This window comes from Lacimicrobium alkaliphilum, from assembly GCF_001466725.1.
Classification (GTDB): Bacteria; Pseudomonadota; Gammaproteobacteria; order Enterobacterales; family Alteromonadaceae; genus Lacimicrobium; species Lacimicrobium alkaliphilum_B.
This window is the reverse complement of record NZ_CP013650.1, coordinates 1,533,480-1,552,575: the sequence shown is the minus strand read 5'-3', so window position 1 is coordinate 1,552,575 and position 19,096 is coordinate 1,533,480. Positions and strand designations below refer to the sequence as shown.

The window sequence follows — 19,096 nt, the reverse complement described above, 5'->3', positions numbered from 1 at the left end:
TGCTCTCCTTAAAGAAAAAGCCGCCAGATAAAAAACTGGCGGCCTTTGACTGACTTTGCTGAAGCAAGGTTAAGGGTTATAGAACTGGCCATTCTTACGTAAGTAGAACATCCAGTTCAGTACCAGACACACACCATAGAAAATGGCAAAACCAATCAATGCGACTTCCGGCGTAGTGGCTTTAATCTGCTCACCGAACACCTTAGGAATATAGAATGCACCATAGGCGGCAACCGCAGAGGTCCAGCCCAGCACCGGCCCGGCCTGCTCTTTCGGAAAGACCATGGCAATGGTTCTGAAGGTTGAACCATTACCTATACCGGTAGCGGCAAAGAGCACCAGGAACAAGCCAAAGAAAGGCCAGAAAAACTGTTCGGGGGTTGCTGACTGATAGGCCATTTGCATGTAGTAAGCGGCGCCAAGAGAAGACAGCACCATCACCAGCGCACAGAACTGCGTGACCAGCGCACCACCGAACTTATCCGCCAGCCAGCCGCCAAGGGGACGGATCAAAGCGCCGATAAAAGGTGCTATCCAGGCAAACATCAGGGCACTGGGACCGTTCGGATTGGCCGTATCGTGGGTCATCACACCATCCACCATCAGATGCTGGAAGCCGAAGATCACCTTGATAGCCAGCGGAAAGGCGGCTGCAAAACCGATAAATGAGCCAAAGGTCATGGTGTAAATCACACTCATCACCCAGGTGTGGTGATTACGGAAGATCTGGTATTGGCGGCTGAGACTCTTACCTATGGCACCAGGCAGCATTTTCAGAATAAAGACCGTTGCTGCCACGACCAGCACCAGTACGATTTCCTTGGGTACTTCCCAGCCAGAGCCATTGCCAGCCTCGGGCAAAATCAGCCATAAACCCGCGGCAGAAGTGACCAGGCCAATCAGTAACATGGCACTGATCATCAGAATCGCTTTGGGCAGGCTTGGTAAATCCGGAGTGACCTCCTGAGTACGGATATTATTCATACCAAAAAATGTGGCCAGAGCCAGTGGTACCAGTAGTAGCAACCACAAAAAACCGCCATTCTGAATCCAGGTTTCACTGCCCGCCGGGATTTTGCCGATCAGAGTGCCTGAAGTAGAGACCAGGGTAACCGGATCACCACCCAGCGCACCAAACACGCCCATGGTCATAAACAACGGGATCAGCACCTGCATGGTGGTCACACCAAAATTACCCAGCCCGGCGTTTAAGCCCAGTGCCAGCCCCTGCTGCTTCTTGGGAAAGAAAAAGCTGATGTTTGACATTGATGAGGCAAAATTACCGCCACCAATACCGGACAGCAGTGCCAGTAACTGATATTGCCACAGTGGCGTATCAGGATTCTGTAGCGCTACGCCGGTAAAAAAGGCCGGAATTATCAGTAAACTGGTGGTAAAGAAAATGGTATTACGACCACCACAGAAGCGAATAAAAAAGCTGCTGGGAATACGCAAAGTGGCACCGGATAATCCGGCGATAGCGGTCAGGGTAAAGAGTTCACTGGCAGCAAAATCAAAACCCGCATTCATCATCTGTACGGTGAGGATCCCCCAGTACAACCACACCGCAAATCCGCACAGCAAACTGGGAATAGAGATCCACAGGTTGCGCTGTGCTATTGCTTTGCCCTGGCTTTGCCAGAACCCCTCATCTTCCGGTTCCCATCTGTCAAGATTGGCCATTGGCTCATCCTCTGGTTAATAAAATTCGTCCCTGTCACTATCACCAATAGCCTTGTAAGGAACAATTCACTTGTGGGGGTAGGATCGCGGGTTATAAGGGGTGGAAGGCTATCTCTTTGGGGGTAGCGAAACCTGTTATACCAATCCCCATAGGTTATTGCTGACTAAACAGATAAATCACTACCAGCAGGGTGATAAACCAGAAACCGCTGATCAGCTTCCACAGCATCAGCTTGCCCGCCTCTTTGGGGGGTGGCAGTTCTTTCAGCAATTCAGGATTGGGATGATTGAGATCGGCCATCAGTTGATCAATGGTCTGATAACGCAGGGTCAGATCAAAGCTCACACCCTGCTCCAGCGCCCGATCAAACCACAGCGGAATAACCGGATTATGGCGGCTGGCAGACACATAGCGCAGCTTGTCGTAGTCGCTCCAGGTGCGACAATCGGCGATTCGCTCCCCATAGGGCAACTGGCCGGTAAACAGCTCATAGCAAAGAGTTGCCAGACTATAGACATCGCCCTGAGCGCCAGGGTTTTTACCCAGCAAATAATTCGGATCGGCATAGGTAGCCGTGCCCAGAGCGCCGAGGTGCTCTATCGGCCGGTATAGTTCGGCCACCCCGGCCACAAACACCGAGCCGAAATCCACCAGCATCAACTTGTCGTTATCATCAATCAGTACATTACCGGGCTTAACATCCTGATGTACGGCATCATTGGCGTGAAACGCCTTGAGCGCTTCAGCCAGTTGCCGGATAAGCTGAATGCGCCGTTTCGGCCCGGCCTTGGGATTACTGGCGCGCCAGCCATCAAGATCCTGGCCCCTGACCGGCTCCATCAGATAATACAATGCCGTGCGTGGCCGTTGCTGGGCAAGAATACTCACCACATTGGGATGATGAATACGGCTGCCTATCCACTGCTCCTGAATAAACCTGTCAATGTAATGGCTGTCATCACTGAAATTCGGTGACGGCGTCTTCATCACCCACTGGCTGTCATCCTGCAGATCCTTAACCAGATAGAGCTGGCTGCGGGCAGAGTTATATAACACCTCCAGCACTTCGTAACCATCCAGCTTCATTCCCGGTGACAAGGTTGGCGGAAACGGCAGACGGGTCAGTTCTGCATTAAAATCATCCACCTGCTGCTGTGGCAGGGCCCGCACTTTTGCTACCACCGCCGACAGATTGTCATCACTGCCAGCATCCAGGGCCTTTTGAATTAACTGCTGGCTCAGATTGTCAGCTTCTTTGTCTTCACTCAGCACCTCTGATAGCTGTTGCAGGGATAAAAAATCATGTACGCCGTCACTGGTCAGCAGCAGCAAATCATCCTGTTCGAGCAACTGGCTGGAGTAATCCACATGCAACAGATTATCCATACCCAGGGCGCGGGATAAAAAGCGGTGATTATTACCAAGGTTAGCCACATGATCCCGGGTAAGTTGCTGCAGTTCGCCGTTTCTGTATAAATAGATACGGCTGTCACCTACATGAAAGAAGTGCAGTTGTCGGCCCTTGAGCACCGCCGCGGAGAAGGTGGTCAGATAGCCTTTGTGCTCATCGGTAAATTCATGGCTCCTACGGTACAGATGCAGGTTGATGGCCGATAACACCTGCTCACCGCTATGACTCACCGACCAGGTATCCGGGGTCTGATAATACTCCAGAATAAAGCGGCTGACAGCGCTGGCGCTGGCTTCCTTGCCTGCCTCCGCGGCAGAAATACCATCGGCCACAATCAGTACCTGCCCTTTAACCTGTTGCAGATAGGTGCTGTCCGGGCAGAAAATCGCCACGGCATCCTCATTGACCGGTTTAACACCCGCCTGAGTCTGCGCGCTGCTGCCAAGATGTAATAAAGACTCGCCCATCTTTACCCTTTGGGATTGGTATAAATACCAGCATGACCGATATCAGCCCGATAAATCCACCCTTATCGGCTTCAGCCTTGATACAAATCAAAGACCTTCATCTGAATCTGGCTCTATGGTATTAACATACTACAGATATCTACTACTGAGCAGAGGAACAATGCAGGCCTATTCAACGACTTCGGTACGCGCACTGATCCTCGCCACGCTGGTTTTTGCCGCCAATTTTTCGGTCTGGACCCTGTATGCCGCCCTCACAGAACCGCTGCAGCAGAGCCTGGGGTTGTCACTGACCGAACTGGGTATATTGCTCTCGGCGCCCATGCTCACCGGTGCTCTGCTGCGTGTTCCCGCCGGCATATGGGTTCAGAAATATTCCGCCAAATCTCTGCTGTTATGGCAGATGCTGCTGCTGATCCCCCCTTTGCTATTACTGCCTCAGGCAAACACCTTTGAGCATTATCTGTTGCTGGGATTGTGGCTTGGCGTGGCCGGCAGCTCCTTTACCCTGGGAATTAAATATGTGGCAGATTTCTTTCCCAGCAATCAGCAGGGTACCGCCCTTGGCCTGTTTGGTGCGGGTAATGCCGGGGCCGCGATCAATCTGATTCTGCTGCCGATACTCGACGAGCGCTGGCACTGGCAGTTAACCGGCTGGCTTTATACTGCCGGGATCCTGCTGACCTGCTTGCTGTTCTGGTTGCTTGGCCCGCGCCAGCCGCTCATCCCACCGGCAACTACCCGAGCTGACAACGGCTTTTTGCCACTACTGGGGCAGTTACGGATTTGGCGGCTGGGGCTGTACTACTACTTTGTGTTTGGCTCCTTTCTGGCCCTGTTAATGTGGCTGCCCCATTACTATGTGCACGCCTATGATCTGAGTATCAAACAGGCCATGGCCTTTACTCTGCTGTTTGTGGCCGGCTCGTCGCTGGTGCGTTCTGTGGGCGGCTGGTTTGCGGACCGCTACGGTGGCCGGGTGGTTAGCTGGTCGGTATTCTGGATCTGTCTGGTGTGTCTGTTTTTCTTAAGCTACCCGCCCACCACCATGACCATTCACGGCACCAGCAAAGATGTAACACTGCATATTGGTATTAATATCTGGTGGTTTACCGCCTTGTTGTTTGTGATGGGTATTGCTCAGGGCTTTGGCCGTGCCAGCGTGTATAAACTGGTGAATGACTACTACCCGCAACAAATGGGCACCGCGGGCGGCCTGATCGGTGCCATGGGGGCACTGGGTGGCTGCACCCTGCCCATCTTATTTGGCTTTTTAGTGGACTGGACCGGCTTTTATTCGGTGACCTTTATGCTTCTCTACGGGGTATCGGCTGCCTGTATGATCGCCATGTATCTGGCCATCCAGACAGAGCGGCTGCAACAGCGCTGGCAGTATGAGCGGGAGCATAATTTCCTGGATCAGGATTAAAACACCGCTACCCCCAAAGTAGCAAGGATCAGGCATTGGGAATAGCCACTGTCAGAGTTTGATTTATATCAAATAACCACTGCCGCAACACTACTTAGTATACCCCCGTACCTTTCAACTACGGGAAATCACCATGAAACTTTCTGTTATTGCGTTATCCGTTGGCCTCAGCCTGGCACCCATGCAGACGTTGCTGGCGCAGGAGTCACTGTCAGGGGCAATACAAAATGGCGATGTGGATCTGTCATTCCGATACCGCTCTGAATTTGTTGACCAGCAGGGCATCGATGAAGATGCCCTGGCCAATACCCTGAAAACCCGTTTTGCCTATCAAAGTGGCGCTTATCAGGGGCTTAAGCTGGCACTGGAGGTGGACAATGTCACCGCTATTGGCGGAGAAACCTATAACTCCACTGTTAATGGCCATATCCAGCGCCCTGTGGTGGCCGACCCCACCGGCACCGAAGTCAACCTCGCCACCTTGTCCTGGCAGCGGGATGGGATGAATCTGAGCCTGGGTCGTCATCGTATTAACCACGGTGACCAGCGTTTTGTCGGCGGTGTAGGCTGGCGGCAGAACGAACAGACCTTCGATGGCTATCGCGCTCAATATAACGCCGCCAACAGCCTGAAACTGGACTACAGCTACATCTACAACATCAACCGCATCTTTGGTGATGACAGCGCCAATGGAAATCTGAAGGGGGATTTTCATCTGCTGCATGGCCACTACCAACTGGCCGAAGGCCATCAGTTAAGCGGCTTCGGTTACTGGCTCGATTTTGATCAGGCCCACGCACTGTCTACTCAGACTCTGGGTCTGAGCTATCAGGGTAAACTGGCCGGACTGACTCTTAAGGCCAGCTATGCCAGACAACAGGATAACGGCGATAACAGCAAAGACTACTCTGCCGATTATAAGATGCTGGAAGTGTCCACCACACTGGCGGGCGTTAATCTCAAAGCCGGTATAGAAAATCTTGGCGCCGATAACGACGGTGCCTTTATTACGCCCCTGGCGACATTACATAAGTTTCAGGGCTTTGCGGATAAGTTCCTGAATACCCCTGCCCAGGGCATTCAGGATCTGTATCTGGGGCTGGGTACCAGCCTCAGCGATATCAAGCTTAACCTGACCTGGCACCAGTATGACAGTGACAGAGGCAGCATCGACTATGGTGATGAATGGAATCTCAGCGCCGGATATAAGCTCAATGCAAAAGTCAGTCTGTTGGTCAAATACGCTAACTACCAGGCCGATGAGTTTGCCACCGACACCGACAAACTCTGGCTGATGGTCTCGGCTAAACTCTGATAGCAGCTGTTCACCGAAGTTCCGCAGTCAGTCATGCCCGAATGTTGTTATCGGGCATCCAGTGACCTTTACAACTCTTAGTCAAAAAGGCACCGGGTTCCCGCCAACTACCGCGGGAACGACCACCTGTCATGCCCGAATGTTGTTATCGGGCATCCAGCGCCTTCTACTCCTGCAAGTCCGGGCCGTAACCCGACAGAAATAGTATTCACCACTAACCACACGAAAAACACGAAAAGTCTTTTTCATCGCTGAGGTCGCAGAGGAATTGACTCGATAAAGCTCCGCGTACTCTGCGTCTCCGCGGTAAAATCTTTTGCCTCTACCCCCTAATAGATATCGGAGGAGCATAGGATATAGCTGGCGGCAAATATTGACCTGGGTCAATTTTTTCGCGCGAATTGGGCAGACAATAGCGGAAAATCCTTAATAACTCTGTGGAGATTCCCATGGCAACCGAGAAATTCAATCTGCTGTCGTTTACCGGCAAGATGAAAGTGCTGCACTTAAGCTGGATGGCCTTTTTTATCAGCTTTTTAGTCTGGTTTAACTTTGCTCCCATGCTTCAGGCGGTAAAAGAATCCTTAGGGCTGACCTCTGATGAGATCAAGACCCTGTTGATTCTGAACGTGGCCCTGACCATACCAGCCCGGGTGATTATCGGTATGCTGACCGATAAATACGGCCCCAGGCTGGTGTACTCAGCGCTGCTGGCTATCTGCTCAATTCCCTGCTTTATGTTTGCCCTGGCCGACAGCTTTATACAGGCCGCCATAGCGCGCTTTTTGCTGGGTTTTATCGGTGCCGGATTCGTGATTGGTATCCGCATGGTATCTGAGTGGTTTCCTCACAATGAGCTGGGTACAGCTGAGGGCATCTACGGTGGCTGGGGTAACTTTGGCTCCGCTGCCGCTGCCTTTACCCTGCCAACCATTGCGGTACTGTTTGGTGGCGAAGACGGCTGGCGCTGGGCCATTGGCATTACCGGTGTGATCAGCCTGCTGTTTGCCTTTGTTTATTATGCCAATGTGTCTAACACCCCCAAGGGTTCAACCTATTTCCGGCCGAAAAACCTCGGGGCCATGGAAGTGACTTCCGTGCCGGATTTCTTCTTTCTGCTGATTATGAAACTGCCCATGTATGCCGCCATTGCTCTGCTGGCCTGGAAACTCTCGCCAAGCGGTGTGGATATGCTCAGCCAGCAGGTAGTGAACTTTATCTATCTCGGGCTGGGCCTGCTCTACCTGCTCGAAGTGGCTAAAGTCTGGCAGGTGAACAAACAGGTGTTTACCGAGAAAGTGCCGGAGCTGCATAAATACAGTTTTAAACAGGTGGCCGTGCTGGATATTCTGTACTTCACTAATTTCGGCTCAGAGCTGGCAGTGGTCTCCATGCTGCCACTGTTTTTTGCCGAAACCTTCAGCCTCGACCCCGTCTTAGCCGGGCTGGTCGCCGGGGCCTATGCCTTTATGAACCTGATGTCACGTCCTGCAGGTGGCTGGATTTCAGATAAATTCGGCCGCAAGCCCACGCTGATGATCCTCACCGCGGGCCTGGCAGCAGGTTATGCATTAATGGGCATGGTGGACGGCCAGTGGCCATTATGGCTGGCGGTAGCCATTGCCATGGGCTGCTCTTTCTTTGTGCAATCCGGTGAAGGCGCAGTATTTGCGGTGGTGCCGCTGATTAAGCGTCGTATGACCGGCCAGATTGCCGGTATGACAGGGGCTTACGGTAATGTGGGGGCGGTAACCTTTCTGACGATTCTGTCATTTGTGGATTATCACACCTTCTTCTATGTCATCGCTGCCACTGCGCTGGTAGGCCTGTTCACCCTGATTTTTATGGATGAACCCCGCGGCCAGATAGCCGAAGTACGCGAAGACGGCACCGTCGAACTGATTGATGTGTCTCACCAGAAGGCCTGATAAACCATACTAAATAGCCCCGCAAAAGCGGGTAATGTATGTCAGTTAAGGATATTAGACTGCATAGATTGAGGTATAGAGAAACATCGACCTCCCTGTCTTTTATGTCTCTCGTCCCTTCGAGCCAGTTACCTTTGTAAGGACACAAAGGTAACCCAAAAGTCCCTCGCTCAGGACAGCTTCTGATTCCGTTTCCGAAGCAGGCTTACTGAACGCACCGGCCTTAGGTAACATCCATGTAAGGGTGGCGGCCTCTGGCGAACGTCCCTGTTCGCCAGTGCGGTAAGCCAGCTTCTGCAACGGGAAGCTGTATTCGCGGTTAAGGCGGCGAAGCCGCCTCTTATTCCCCCTAAAAACGCCACGTCCGGACAGGGCGATGTGTAAAAGGCAGATAATTTTCAGGGATGAAAATTAAGCGGAGACTGAACAGGGACGTGAATCTCCGCGACCGGCTTTTACCAAGCCATGGCAGGACTTTGTGTGGCGTTAGGGGCGTGCTTTCTTTTGGTTACTTTTCTTTGCACGAGCAAAGAAAAGTTACTGGCACACCAGGGACGGTGTGTCATACCTGCAGGGACAGCAAAACTATCTGCTTTACTGGAAAGTTTGAAGACGCATAAAAAATGCCAGTCAGCTCAACTGACTGGCATTATCTGCAAAAGCGGGGCTATTTTTTTACAAGTGTCCTGACGCTGTCATCAGTAAAGCAACTCTTCATCTTCGACCAGGGTCATCAGTGAGGTATTCCCCCCTGAGGCAGTGGTATCGATACTGATGGTTTTTTCGCATAACACACGCTGGATCAGGTTATCGTTATATTCTGCGGTGATCACCGGCAGAATTGCCCCTTCGCGACGGGCCAGCAGGTTGGCAATATAGGCGCTACGTTCGCTGTTACTGTCAATGACCACCCCGGCCAGTTTGGGCTCTTCAAGCAACGCCTGTAAGTGGCGCAAATGCACTACCTGAAACACCCCGTGTGGTGCACCGGTGGCCATAAACTTGTCACGAAACGCCAGTGCTTCCTCGTAAAACACATCAGATACCACCGAAATCACCGTATTCCCTGTGGCCAGTGCGGTTACGATAGACAACGTCCAGTATTCAAAGGTCACGTCTTTGTCGGCAAAACACACCAGCACCCCACGGGGCTCCAGATACAGCACGTTGGATTCACCGGTTGGCCCCGGCAGTACCTTTGGCTTTTTCAGACGCTTTTCAATGGCGAACAACTGCGCGCGCGCAACCGCCAGCGTGCTGTTTAAGTCATCGGCCAGCTCTTCGACAATATCGACTTTGGCGATTTTTGCCAGTAGCTGACGCACCGAAGATGTTCGCGTGTTTAAGTCCATTAACCGCCATTGCTGTTCGGCCGCCACGGCATTGTCCATCACCTCCCGGGCTTCCTGACGGTCACTGTCATTACTCTCCAGAGCCTCGTCCACCTCATTACCCGTGGCCTCTTTGGGCGGCTTAGGTGTGGCTTTTTCCAGCATCAGGCGGGGCAGATAGTTAGGCCCGCCGGCTTTAGGGCCGGTACCGGATAAGTTGCGCCCGCCGAAAGGCTGCACGCCAACCACCGCACCAATCATATTGCGGTTGATATAAACATTACCGACACGCGCCAGTCTGGCCAGTTCAATGGCCCGTTCATCAATGCGTGAGTGAATGCCCATGGTTAAGCCATACCCGGTGGAATTGATTTTGTCCATCACCCCGTTAAGCTCTGACGCCTTATAACGCACAATATGCACACAAGGGCCGAACACCTCTTTTTGCAGCACGTCGATGTCTTTAATCTCATACAGACGCGGGGCAAAGTAGGTTCCCTTTGCGCAACTGTCCGGAATGCTGCTCTCAAACAACAGCTCTGCTTTGCCCTGCATGGCATCAACGTGAGCGCTCAGGTTTGCCAGTGCCTTGTTATCAATCACCGGGCCAACATCCGTTGACAGGTATGCCGGGTCACCCAATGACAATTCCGCCAGCGCCCCTTTGAGCATAGTAATCACCTGGTCGGCGATATCTTCCTGCAGGAACAACACCCTGAGTGCAGAACAGCGCTGACCTGTGCTCTGAAAACCCGATGCGATAACATCGTCCACCACCTGCTCAGGCAACGCCGTGGAGTCGACAATCATGCAATTCTGACCGCCTGTTTCGGCGATCAGTGGCACCTGTTCCCCATGCCTTGCTGCCAGACTGCGGGCAATCAAAGAGCCGGTCTGAGTGGAGCCGGTGAACATGACTGCCTTGATACGCTCATCCGGCAGTAAGGTATTGCCAACTAAAGGACCTTCAGCAATGACGCTAACGACCACACCCGGAGGTAAGCCAACGGATTCCATCAGAGTAATCGTACGCTTGGCGATCAGGCTGGTTTGCTCGGCGGGTTTGGCCACCACCGTATTCCCGGTCACCAGTGCGGCGACCACCTGGCCAAGGAAGATGGCCAGAGGGAAGTTCCATGGGCTGATACACAGCACCACTCCACGGGGAGACAGACGCTCATCCTCGGCAAGCAGCTCGCCACGGGCAGCATAATAACGGCAGAAATCCACCGCTTCACGCACTTCGTCAACGCTGTCCTTGAGGGTTTTGCCTGCTTCTTTGATACAAATGGCGATCAGTTCATCGCTATGCCTTTCCAGAATGTCGGCAATACGACGCAGCATATCGGCACGTTCCGACATGGACTTTTGCGACCAGCTCTGGAAATGGCTGTGCGCCGTTTCCAGCTTTTCCAGCATGCTTTGCTTAGTATCATACTGATGATAACCGATAATCTCGTCGCGATTGGCCGGGTTGCGCACGGCGTAATGGCCGTCGGGTATGTCGGCTTCGCTAAAGCTGTTTTCGGTTATCCAGCGATCCAGCGTAATTTTCAGCGGGCTCAGGGCATTGATGTCGGTGACGTCCAGCCCTTTAGAGTTATCCCGCTCATCGCCAAACAGGGCGATGGGCTTTTGGATCTGTTCATTGTATTTGCGTTTCAGTCGCTGGGTTTTCTCCACCGGATCTTCAAGCAGAGATTCCACTGGCTTACTGTCATCCACAATGGCATTAACAAAAGACGAGTTGGCACCGTTTTCGAGCAAACGGCGCACCAGATACGCCAGCAACTCTTCATGCTGGCCCACCGGCGCATAAACACGACACTGGATATGATCGGTTCTGACGATCTGATCATACAAAGAGTCACCCATGCCATGCAGGCACTGGAATTCAAACCCTTCTTTATCGTCACCGGCCAGCTCAATGATAACTGACGCGGTATAGGCGTTGTGCGTGGCAAACTGCGGATAGATGGTGTCACGGTAATCCAGCAGGCGGTTGGCGCAGGCATGATATGACACATCTGTAGATGACTTGCGGGTGAATACCGGAAAATGCTCCAGTCCGTCTTTCTGGGCGTTTTTAATTTCTGTATCCCAGTAGGCCCCTTTGACCAGCCTCACCATCATTTTGCGCCCGGCTCGCTGAGTCAGATCGCGCAGCCAGTCAATAACGTACATGGCCCGCTTTTGGTAGGACTGCACGGCCATACCGAAGCCGGTCCAGTTTTCCAGCTCCGGATCGGTAAATACCGCTTCAATGATATCCAGGGAGATATCCAGACGTTCAGATTCCTCGGCGTCAACGGTAAGTCCGATGTCATGCTTTTTCGCTAATAGACACAGGGCTTTGAGTCTTGGCGGGATCTCTGCCATCACCCGCTCTCTGTGGGTAAATTCATAACGCGGATGAATGGCCGACAGCTTAACCGAAATGCCGGGACTACGCCGTGGCCCTCTGCCACCGGCGGCACGGCCAATTACTTCAATGGCGTGAGCGTAGGCATCATAATAACGCTTGGCATCACGCATCGTGCGGGCCCCTTCGCCGAGCATGTCGTAGGAATACACATAACCGATTTTTTCTTTGTTCTGGGCGCGTTCCACCGCATCTTCGATGGTCTCTCCCATTACAAACTGCCTGCCCATGATCTTCATGGCAATATTCATAGACTTGCGAATGACCGGCTCACCGACTCTGCCAAGGGTGCGTTTCAGCAAACCAAAATGATCGGCGCGGCGATGATCGGCATAGCTGACCATGCTACCAGTCAGTAGCAGGCCCCATGAAGAGGCATTAACAAACAGCGAGTCACTGCTGCCCAGGTGGCTACTCCAGCGACCTTTTGACAGTTTGTCACGGATCAGTTCATCCTGAGTTTTCTTGTCGGGTACCCGCAATAAGGCTTCGGCCAGACACATCAGCACCACACCTTCATCACTGGACAGGGAATACTCTTCCAGCAGTGCGTCAATGCCGCTGCTCCCGCGCTGTTCACTGCGAATCTGCAACACCATTTTGCGGGCCCGCTCCCAGGCGCGACTGCGGGCACTCATATTCACTTCAGCATCGGGTAATATATGGTCAACAGCCAAGTTTTCATCGATGCGATAAAAATCCCTGATCATTTGTCTGATCGGGCATTCGGTAACGAGATTGTTATCGTATAACATGGCTGACCCTTCTTCTTACTGATGGTTAAATTATAAACATTACGGCTGATTTTTTGCGGAGCATATACCCGAAAATAGCTCTTGTCTACGTTTGCAGAAGCAAAGTAAATATTATTACTCATAACTCCTTGCAAAGCCTTTAAAAACAGCCTTTCCCCTGCTTACAAAAAACAGAAAAACCTGACTGAATTCGCCCTTTTCAAGCATTTAAATACAAAAATTGCAGTTGTATACCGGCAGAAGTGATTTTTGAGGTATTTTTTTGGCTAAACAAACAGGGTCGCGCTCAGAAAAAGCACAGAAAACAGCGCGGAGTTAAATGTTATCGGGATAATATCCTGAGCAGATGACGCGGGCTCTTAGCCCGGGGATACCCGGCTTCTGGCGTAATCCAGCCGGTATAACAGGTGTTCTGAGACAGTAAAAATTTCTTTTCGGGGTGCTCAATAAATCAGCAGAAATTGTTTCAGATTGATACACGCATGCCGTCTATCAGGCTTCAGTTATCGACAACGTAAAAAAGGCAGTCTGATGCTGCGATTGTCGCATTGGTTGTCACCATAAAGAGTCTCAGTGGGCGCTTAGTCATCAGGCAGTGGTCGTTGAGATAAAACCATTGCTCTAGCCTATGCGGGTGGCGATCCAGTTTCAGTGCATCAAGGCTATTCTCCTTAATCCATCCCAGACAGGTGTCCTGAGGCGTCTCACCAAAGTTGTATTTTTCAATGTCGCGGCGAAGAGTAATATCTTTATCCGGCTGTGCTGAATCGGCATAGGCAATGCTGCGATCCTTTGCCAGTTCGACTCTTCTAGGCAAATTCAGCAGCTCCACATGTTGTTTGCGGTAAAAAGCATTCTCTGCGTCCATAAAAGAGAGCAAACCGTTATAGGCAACCTCATCGGCTACATCATCCTGGGCACCACCGGACTCCACTGTGATGACAGGGCAGCCCAGTTTCTGCTCCATAAGAGACCCCAAAATAATATCGGTGAGGATCATCCGGTGGCTGAAATGGGAGGCCAGTGCAATGTGTTGTTCCTGCGATTGTGTACTGACACAAAAAGCAGGCCCACTGCCTGAGGTGTTATGCAAATCAACCACTGACTCTGGTGTCATCCGGATTATTTGTTCCTTGATTGCCATGGCTATCTCACTTTGTAAGTCTTTTTCTCCAGCGCTGAAGCAACGGTTCAGATCCCGTTGGCCTGGCAACATACGGTGACTGAAAACCGGTTCGGTTTTCGCCGCAACCACAGAGGCAATGATCACTTTTATATTAACCCGGGGCTCGTAACCTTCGCTTAAGATCCTGTGAATGGCGTTAAGCCCGGAGGGTTCATTGCCATGCAGTAAGGTCACCACAACCCTGGTAATAGCAGTGTTTTTACCGGGGATATGCAAAACGGCAGGGCCGGGAAGTGTGTGTAAAAAGCCACTCAGGGTTGATTCTTTGCACCAGTCAAAAGGCGGATAAATCTGATGTAATCTCAGGCCACTCATTGCGCTACCTCCACTGTGAAACAGGTTGGCCGCTGGCACAGCGTTCCTTATAGTCGCTTAACATTCTGTGCAATGCCTTTTGTTTATCACAGGAACTAAGGTGGCTTTGAAGACACTCAAGTTGCCAGGAGGCACCGGTTATCTTGCGGCTAAGCCGTTGCTCAATGACGCTCATCAAACGATCGATTTCACTGCTATCTACGTTAAGTACTTGCAGGCCCCTGGCAGCCGCAGGCAGGAGTTTACCTATCACATCAACAACAGCACTTTCCCTCAGGCTATGCTGTGGTGATTGTGGCCACAATATATTCGCGTCCAGGCCTTTTTGTGCCGCCCGGTAGAAATTAAATTCAGCATAGGGAAAGGGGATTTTTGGTAACAGCTGCGGTATTTCATCAGCCAGAGCAATAGTGAGCCCTATGGCTAACGCGGCATTGGCCATCATATCCACCACACTGGGGCCGGCTGGTAATGTGCGATACTCTATGCGCAAATGCCCGCCGTGCCTGGGTTCAAATACCGGTCGGTTCCATGACCATACCGTGCCCTGATGCAGACAAAGCTCGGCAAAAGGCGTGTTTTCTTCTGACAAATAGGGCAATAGAGGGCGGTACAGCGCCACATTTTCTGCAAACAGTTCCCAGGCACTGTCTCTCAGCCAGCCATGACCGAACGTTACCCGAGCAGGTTGGCGCCACTGTGTCAGTCCCGGATGGCGGGCGTCAATGGATTGCTTAAACAGCGCGATACGGGTTTCCTGCCATAAGCGCTGGCCGAGAAAAGTCGGCGAGTTTCCCGCCACTGCCAGTACCAAAGGCGTGCTCAGTTGAGCTGCATTATAATAGCGGGCGAATGCCTCTGCCGGTACTTTCAAATGAACCTGAAAAGAGGTGTTGGCGCCCTCCAGGGTGACTTCATCACAGCCCATTTTAAGCGAGTCCTGGCCATTGATATCAACCAGAAAAGGTTCGCCTCTTAACGCAGCTAACTCATTGGTCAGGGCGCGGTAACGGGCCCGGTCTGTCATAAAGTCGCGTTGCAGATGGGTACTGTCAAGTGTGGGCAGGATCCCTATGGCAACGATCTCTGAATCCACCGATGCCGCTTTTTGTTTAAGCTTACTGAGGATCGGCAAGAGTTCGGATTGCAGTGCCTGAAAAGGCGTGCCTGCAGCTGAAACAGGCGATAGATTAATTTCCAGATTAAACCGGTTCAGCTCCTCGGTAAGCAGCGGATGCTGCATTAACTCCAGTAACTGTTCATTAAGCGGTGCCGGCAACCCTTGTTTGTCGGTGATATAGAGCTCGAGCTCAGCACCGATACTGGCCGGGCCGTCAGAAAAGCCCGGCTGCTCGAGCACGGTTTTCAGTTCACCAAGCTGTTGCTGAATACGTTTACGGTACTCCGTATGCTCGGCAGGAGAAAAATGGTCTTTATTAAGGGCTTGTCCCATCTACAGACTCCATAGCTGACCCAACTATGACTATAGGACAATTATCCTCATCTGAAATGCGCCAGTCCAAAAACCAGCCTGGTGAACACACAAAAGAGTGAGTTTGCCCCTGTGCAGGCGCGCTACAGGAGCAAAAAAACTCACTGTTTGAACAAGGAAGGCCGAAAGCAGAAAAATTAGCTAAAAAGGTGTCCCGGTTTTGTTGACCACTACATTAATCTCAGGAGGTGTTCCGTATTTCTGCGCGGAAGACTTCCCAAGTTTTCGTTTTTTGTAGTCTGTTTGATACCACTTTGATACCAGAGGCAAAGGGATTAGCCGGACTGTCCACCCAGCCCGCCAGGGCTTGACCTGATCGAGTTCAGATTACATTCCCACAACGCAGCGGCAGGCAAAATTTGTTAGGCTTACTTATTTGAAGAGGAGCCCTATGTCAGTCAGCAGTCCATCCGGTGACCTGTCCCCGCAACAACGCGCCCGCCATATCATTCAGGCCATTCACAGCGAAGAGCAGTACTGGCGTAAGCGCTATCCCATACTGCGCTACCAGAGTGTTATCGGGCTGGCTATCCTGCTAGTGGCACTGGCGGGTATGCTGGGTGCCGCTGTCCTTTATTACCTGGAGTGGATCCCTGCCTGGGCTTGCATCATTGTGGCGGCGCTCTGTGCATCCCTGTCCCATGAAATCGAACATGATCTGATCCATCGTCAGTATTTTCGTCATCAGCCCATTATCTATCATGGCATGATGCTGCTGACCTGGTTGATGCGCCCGAACACCGTTAACCCATGGTACAGGCGCAGTATGCATCTGTTACATCATAAAGTCTCCGGTACCCCCAAGGATCTGGAAGAACGCCTGGTAGGCAATGGCATCACCTGGGGCCTGAGTCGTTTTATCGTCATGTTTGATGGCCTGCTGGGGCTGTGTCTGCGCCACGGGATTCTGCGCCGGGAGACAGACAACTTTTCAATGCTAAAGCTGCTGGCGGCGACCTTTCCTCTGGCGACCCTGTATTTTTTAATCTGGTATACCTTTTTGCTGTTCCACGCTTATGACGCCCTCTTCGCAGGGATTAGCGCAGGAGCCGGAGGCACCAGTGCAGCAGCTTATCCGGATGCTTTACTCTGGCTGATGGAAGGCATTAACTTTGCGGTGGTGGTGCTGATCGTACCCAACGTGATCCGTTCCGCCTGTTTAAACCTGATCACCTCCCATATGCATTACTATGGCAATGTGCAAAACCTGCTTCAGCAGACCCAGATTCTGGATCGCTGGTATTTTATGCCCCTGCAGCTATTTTGTTTTAACTTTGGCCGTACCCATTCAATACACCATTTTGTGGTCAGTCAGCCTTTCTATTTGCGCCAGTTAGTGGCCGGTAAGGTGCTTAAAGTCATGCGCGAACAGGGCGTTAGACGCAATGATCTCTCCACTTTTACCACCGGTAATCGCTGGAATAACCCTCTGCGAACTTAGCAGTGAAAAAACACTTTAATTGACCACGGAAAACACTGATGGTACGAAAGGAAAGAAGGAGCCGGTTTATGCTTTTCTTTGCGACCTCTGCGCCTCGGCGTGATTTCCGGCTTTTATTTGGTTAATCTCGCTGAGGCGCAAAGGCGCTGAGGATCAGAAAGTTAATCTCCTCAAACCCCTTGCGCGATGAAAATGTCACAGGCCCCGTTCACCTCAGCTTTTCTCCGCGCGCTCTGCATCTCTGCGGTGAAAAGGTTTAAAACCACCAGCCGGTTCGGAAGCTCACACCCACCACCACAAACAGCACAGAGATGAGTGTTACGGGGATAATATGCCAGGCCAGCTGGCGCAGATTCTTACTGCTGAGCGTTGGGATCACCCTGATTCTGGCATCGGCCGCCAGCAGCAGAGTAATCAGCAACAACAGTAGTTTGAACCAGATAAGCCTGACCACGGGTTATCCACCTGCAGCCATAGGCTCCACTGGGGTATCAGGCTCCAGGCCAGCCAGACGCCCGTTAACACCTGAATGATCAGTGCCGGAATGCCTATTTTTTCATAGGCCTGCTCGAAATCCTGAATGCGGCTGACGGAGTTTTCCCGCAGCGCTTTGGGCAATATGCTCAGGGCCAGCACCAGATGCCCGCCGGTCCAGACGGTGGCTCCGAGCAGATGTAACAGTAATACCATACCGTGCATAGTCTCTTTGCCTTCAGCCAGGCTTGCCGTCGATACGGGGGCGGGTGAGGATGGGGAAATAAATCACCGCAAACAGCATAAAAGCCAGGCACCAGAGCAGTGTGCTGAGTAATAACATAGACTGGATCTCGCTGTGCCATAACCAGCTGCCCAGGGTTCGCACCAACCCGGCAAGCAGCACAAAGGCAAAGGCAAAACTCATCAGCCAGTGAGCCTTCAGTTTTCTGCCGCTATGCCCCAGCGACACTCTGGCCATCATCGCCAGAATAATACTGCCGATAGCCCCGGTGGTAAGCAGGTGTATGGCGGTGCTTAAGGGCATCATCTCACCGAGATAATGGCCACTTAGCGCCAATAACCCCAGCGGCACATACAAATAAGCCAGATGCAGTGACCATAACAGGGGCACCGAAAACGTTATCCAGACCCGCCAGCGTAACCAGCGCAGCAAATGTAATACCCCTGCTATCAGTGCGATGGCTCCCACTGCCATATCCTGTAACAACCCACCAGTCAGATAATGCAGCACCAGCAGCCAGATAGCCGCTAAAGCAATCTTTTCTAACCAGGGCAGTGGCAGTACTTTTTCGGTGCCGGTGCCATTGGCGGTAAACATGGGGGTTACCCGCCCGCCGATCACACAGATTAGCGCCGTGATCAGCATCAACATTAAATAACTGCCATGGCGAAAGCCCTCCGGGTAGACGCCAAGAACAGTCAGATGGGAGATAAAATTGGCCGCCGCCATTAACAACAACACCGGCACAAAAAACATATTGCGCTGCTGTCTGGCCTTGAACAGTGGCCAGGCCATAAACCCGGCCGCCATGGGTAAAAACAGTAAATCTATTGTGGCCGGGATCCACAGCGGCCAGGCCGGATTAATCAACAACACGGCGCGCCCCGCCAGCCAGGTGGCAAAAAGCAGCATCAGAGGCCAGCCTTTTAAACCCGGTACGCCGGTCCAGTTTTGCACCGCGGTAAGCAAAAAGCCGACGACAATAGCGGCACTGAAACCAAACAGCATCTCGTGACCATGCCAGAAATAACTACCTCCATAAGGTGCCAGCCCCCAGAGTCCGGCAAGCATGCCACCCCACCAGCCTATGGCCAGCACAGAAAACAGCGCGCCAAAAAGAAAGAAGGGGCGAAACCCTAACCGCCATAGGGGCGACGGGAGTTGATGTTCAGACATACTTCTTACACTCCGGACAATATTTC

12 protein-coding genes are annotated in these 19,096 nt (G+C 52.0%); 4 read left to right on the top strand and 8 right to left on the bottom strand.

Annotation, left to right across the window (positions count from 1 at the left end; genetic code table 11):
* Window positions 1-69: 69 nt before the first annotated feature.
* Window positions 70-1,683, bottom strand: a complete 1,614-nt coding sequence (locus tag AT746_RS07025) for an MFS transporter (protein ID WP_062478319.1) — start codon at window positions 1,681-1,683, stop codon at window positions 70-72.
* Between the two features lie 154 nt (window positions 1,684-1,837).
* Window positions 1,838-3,562, bottom strand: a complete 1,725-nt coding sequence (locus tag AT746_RS07020) for a bifunctional protein-serine/threonine kinase/phosphatase (protein WP_062478316.1) — start codon at window positions 3,560-3,562, stop codon at window positions 1,838-1,840.
* A 160-nt stretch (window positions 3,563-3,722) separates the two neighbouring features.
* On the opposite strand from AT746_RS07020, the gene AT746_RS07015 reads away from it, so the two are divergent.
* From AT746_RS07015 to AT746_RS07005, 3 genes are all read left to right on the top strand, one after another.
* Window positions 3,723-4,991 (top strand): MFS transporter, encoded by a 1,269-nt coding sequence (locus tag AT746_RS07015; protein ID WP_062478313.1) that lies wholly within the window; start codon window positions 3,723-3,725, stop codon window positions 4,989-4,991.
* A 133-nt stretch (window positions 4,992-5,124) separates the two neighbouring features.
* Window positions 5,125-6,306, top strand: a complete 1,182-nt coding sequence (locus tag AT746_RS07010; RefSeq protein ID WP_062478309.1) for a porin — start codon at window positions 5,125-5,127, stop codon at window positions 6,304-6,306.
* A 449-nt stretch (window positions 6,307-6,755) separates the two neighbouring features.
* Entirely contained in the window at window positions 6,756-8,234 is a 1,479-nt protein-coding gene (locus tag AT746_RS07005; RefSeq protein ID WP_062478306.1) for a NarK family nitrate/nitrite MFS transporter, read from the top strand.
* A gap of 698 nt (window positions 8,235-8,932) precedes the next feature.
* Here AT746_RS07005 and putA read toward each other — a convergent pair.
* The 3 genes from putA to AT746_RS06990 all read right to left on the bottom strand — a co-directional run bounded on the left by putA (window position 8,933) and on the right by AT746_RS06990 (window position 15,696).
* Window positions 8,933-12,742 carry a bifunctional proline dehydrogenase/L-glutamate gamma-semialdehyde dehydrogenase PutA gene (gene putA, locus AT746_RS07000; protein ID WP_062478303.1) on the bottom strand — a complete coding sequence of 1,270 codons (3,810 nt, stop codon included), beginning with the start codon at window positions 12,740-12,742 and terminating at the stop codon, window positions 8,933-8,935.
* Between the two features lie 499 nt (window positions 12,743-13,241).
* On the bottom strand, window positions 13,242-14,243 hold the full coding sequence (locus AT746_RS06995; RefSeq protein WP_062478300.1) for a succinylglutamate desuccinylase/aspartoacylase domain-containing protein: 1,002 nt from the start codon (window positions 14,241-14,243) through the stop codon (window positions 13,242-13,244).
* A gap of 4 nt (window positions 14,244-14,247) precedes the next feature.
* A complete protein-coding gene (locus tag AT746_RS06990) occupies window positions 14,248-15,696 on the bottom strand; it encodes a hypothetical protein (protein ID WP_062478297.1) in 1,449 nt (482 codons plus the stop codon).
* A gap of 430 nt (window positions 15,697-16,126) precedes the next feature.
* Between AT746_RS06990 and AT746_RS06985 the strand changes: the two genes are divergently transcribed.
* Entirely contained in the window at window positions 16,127-17,176 is a 1,050-nt protein-coding gene (locus tag AT746_RS06985; protein ID WP_062478294.1) for a fatty acid desaturase, read from the top strand.
* 256 nt (window positions 17,177-17,432) lie between these two features.
* Here the strand turns inward: AT746_RS06985 and AT746_RS20000 are convergent, their stop codons facing one another.
* Genes AT746_RS20000 through AT746_RS06975 form a run of 3 tightly spaced genes read right to left on the bottom strand, consistent with a single transcriptional unit; the run spans window position 17,433 to window position 19,070 of the window.
* Window positions 17,433-17,600 carry a hypothetical protein gene (locus AT746_RS20000; RefSeq protein WP_231731037.1) on the bottom strand — a complete coding sequence of 56 codons (168 nt, stop codon included), beginning with the start codon at window positions 17,598-17,600 and terminating at the stop codon, window positions 17,433-17,435.
* Window positions 17,591-17,875, bottom strand: coding sequence for a hypothetical protein (locus AT746_RS19995; RefSeq protein ID WP_231731036.1), 285 nt, complete (start codon window positions 17,873-17,875; stop codon window positions 17,591-17,593). Before AT746_RS19995 ends, AT746_RS20000 begins: the two co-directional genes overlap by 10 nt.
* A gap of 13 nt (window positions 17,876-17,888) precedes the next feature.
* Window positions 17,889-19,070: an NnrS family protein gene (locus tag AT746_RS06975; RefSeq protein WP_062478291.1), complete on the bottom strand. Its 1,182-nt coding sequence runs from the start codon at window positions 19,068-19,070 to the stop codon at window positions 17,889-17,891.
* Window positions 19,071-19,096: the final 26 nt, after the last annotated feature.

Bases quoted from the DNA above. Each gene is read 5' to 3' on its own strand.
- AT746_RS07025 (WP_062478319.1), bottom strand. From the start codon at position 1,683: ATGGCCAATCTTGACAGATGGGAACCGGAAGATGAGGGGTTCTGGCAA.
- AT746_RS07020 (WP_062478316.1), bottom strand. From the start codon at position 3,562: ATGGGCGAGTCTTTATTACATCTTGGCAGCAGCGCGCAGACTCAGGCG.
- AT746_RS07015 (WP_062478313.1), top strand. From the start codon at position 3,723: ATGCAGGCCTATTCAACGACTTCGGTACGCGCACTGATCCTCGCCACG.
- AT746_RS07010 (WP_062478309.1), top strand. From the start codon at position 5,125: ATGAAACTTTCTGTTATTGCGTTATCCGTTGGCCTCAGCCTGGCACCC.
- AT746_RS07005 (WP_062478306.1), top strand. From the start codon at position 6,756: ATGGCAACCGAGAAATTCAATCTGCTGTCGTTTACCGGCAAGATGAAA.
- putA (WP_062478303.1), bottom strand. From the start codon at position 12,742: ATGTTATACGATAACAATCTCGTTACCGAATGCCCGATCAGACAAATG.
- AT746_RS06995 (WP_062478300.1), bottom strand. From the start codon at position 14,243: ATGAGTGGCCTGAGATTACATCAGATTTATCCGCCTTTTGACTGGTGC.
- AT746_RS06990 (WP_062478297.1), bottom strand. From the start codon at position 15,696: ATGGGACAAGCCCTTAATAAAGACCATTTTTCTCCTGCCGAGCATACG.
- AT746_RS06985 (WP_062478294.1), top strand. From the start codon at position 16,127: ATGTCAGTCAGCAGTCCATCCGGTGACCTGTCCCCGCAACAACGCGCC.
- AT746_RS19995 (WP_231731036.1), bottom strand. From the start codon at position 17,875: ATGCACGGTATGGTATTACTGTTACATCTGCTCGGAGCCACCGTCTGG.
- AT746_RS06975 (WP_062478291.1), bottom strand. From the start codon at position 19,070: ATGTCTGAACATCAACTCCCGTCGCCCCTATGGCGGTTAGGGTTTCGC.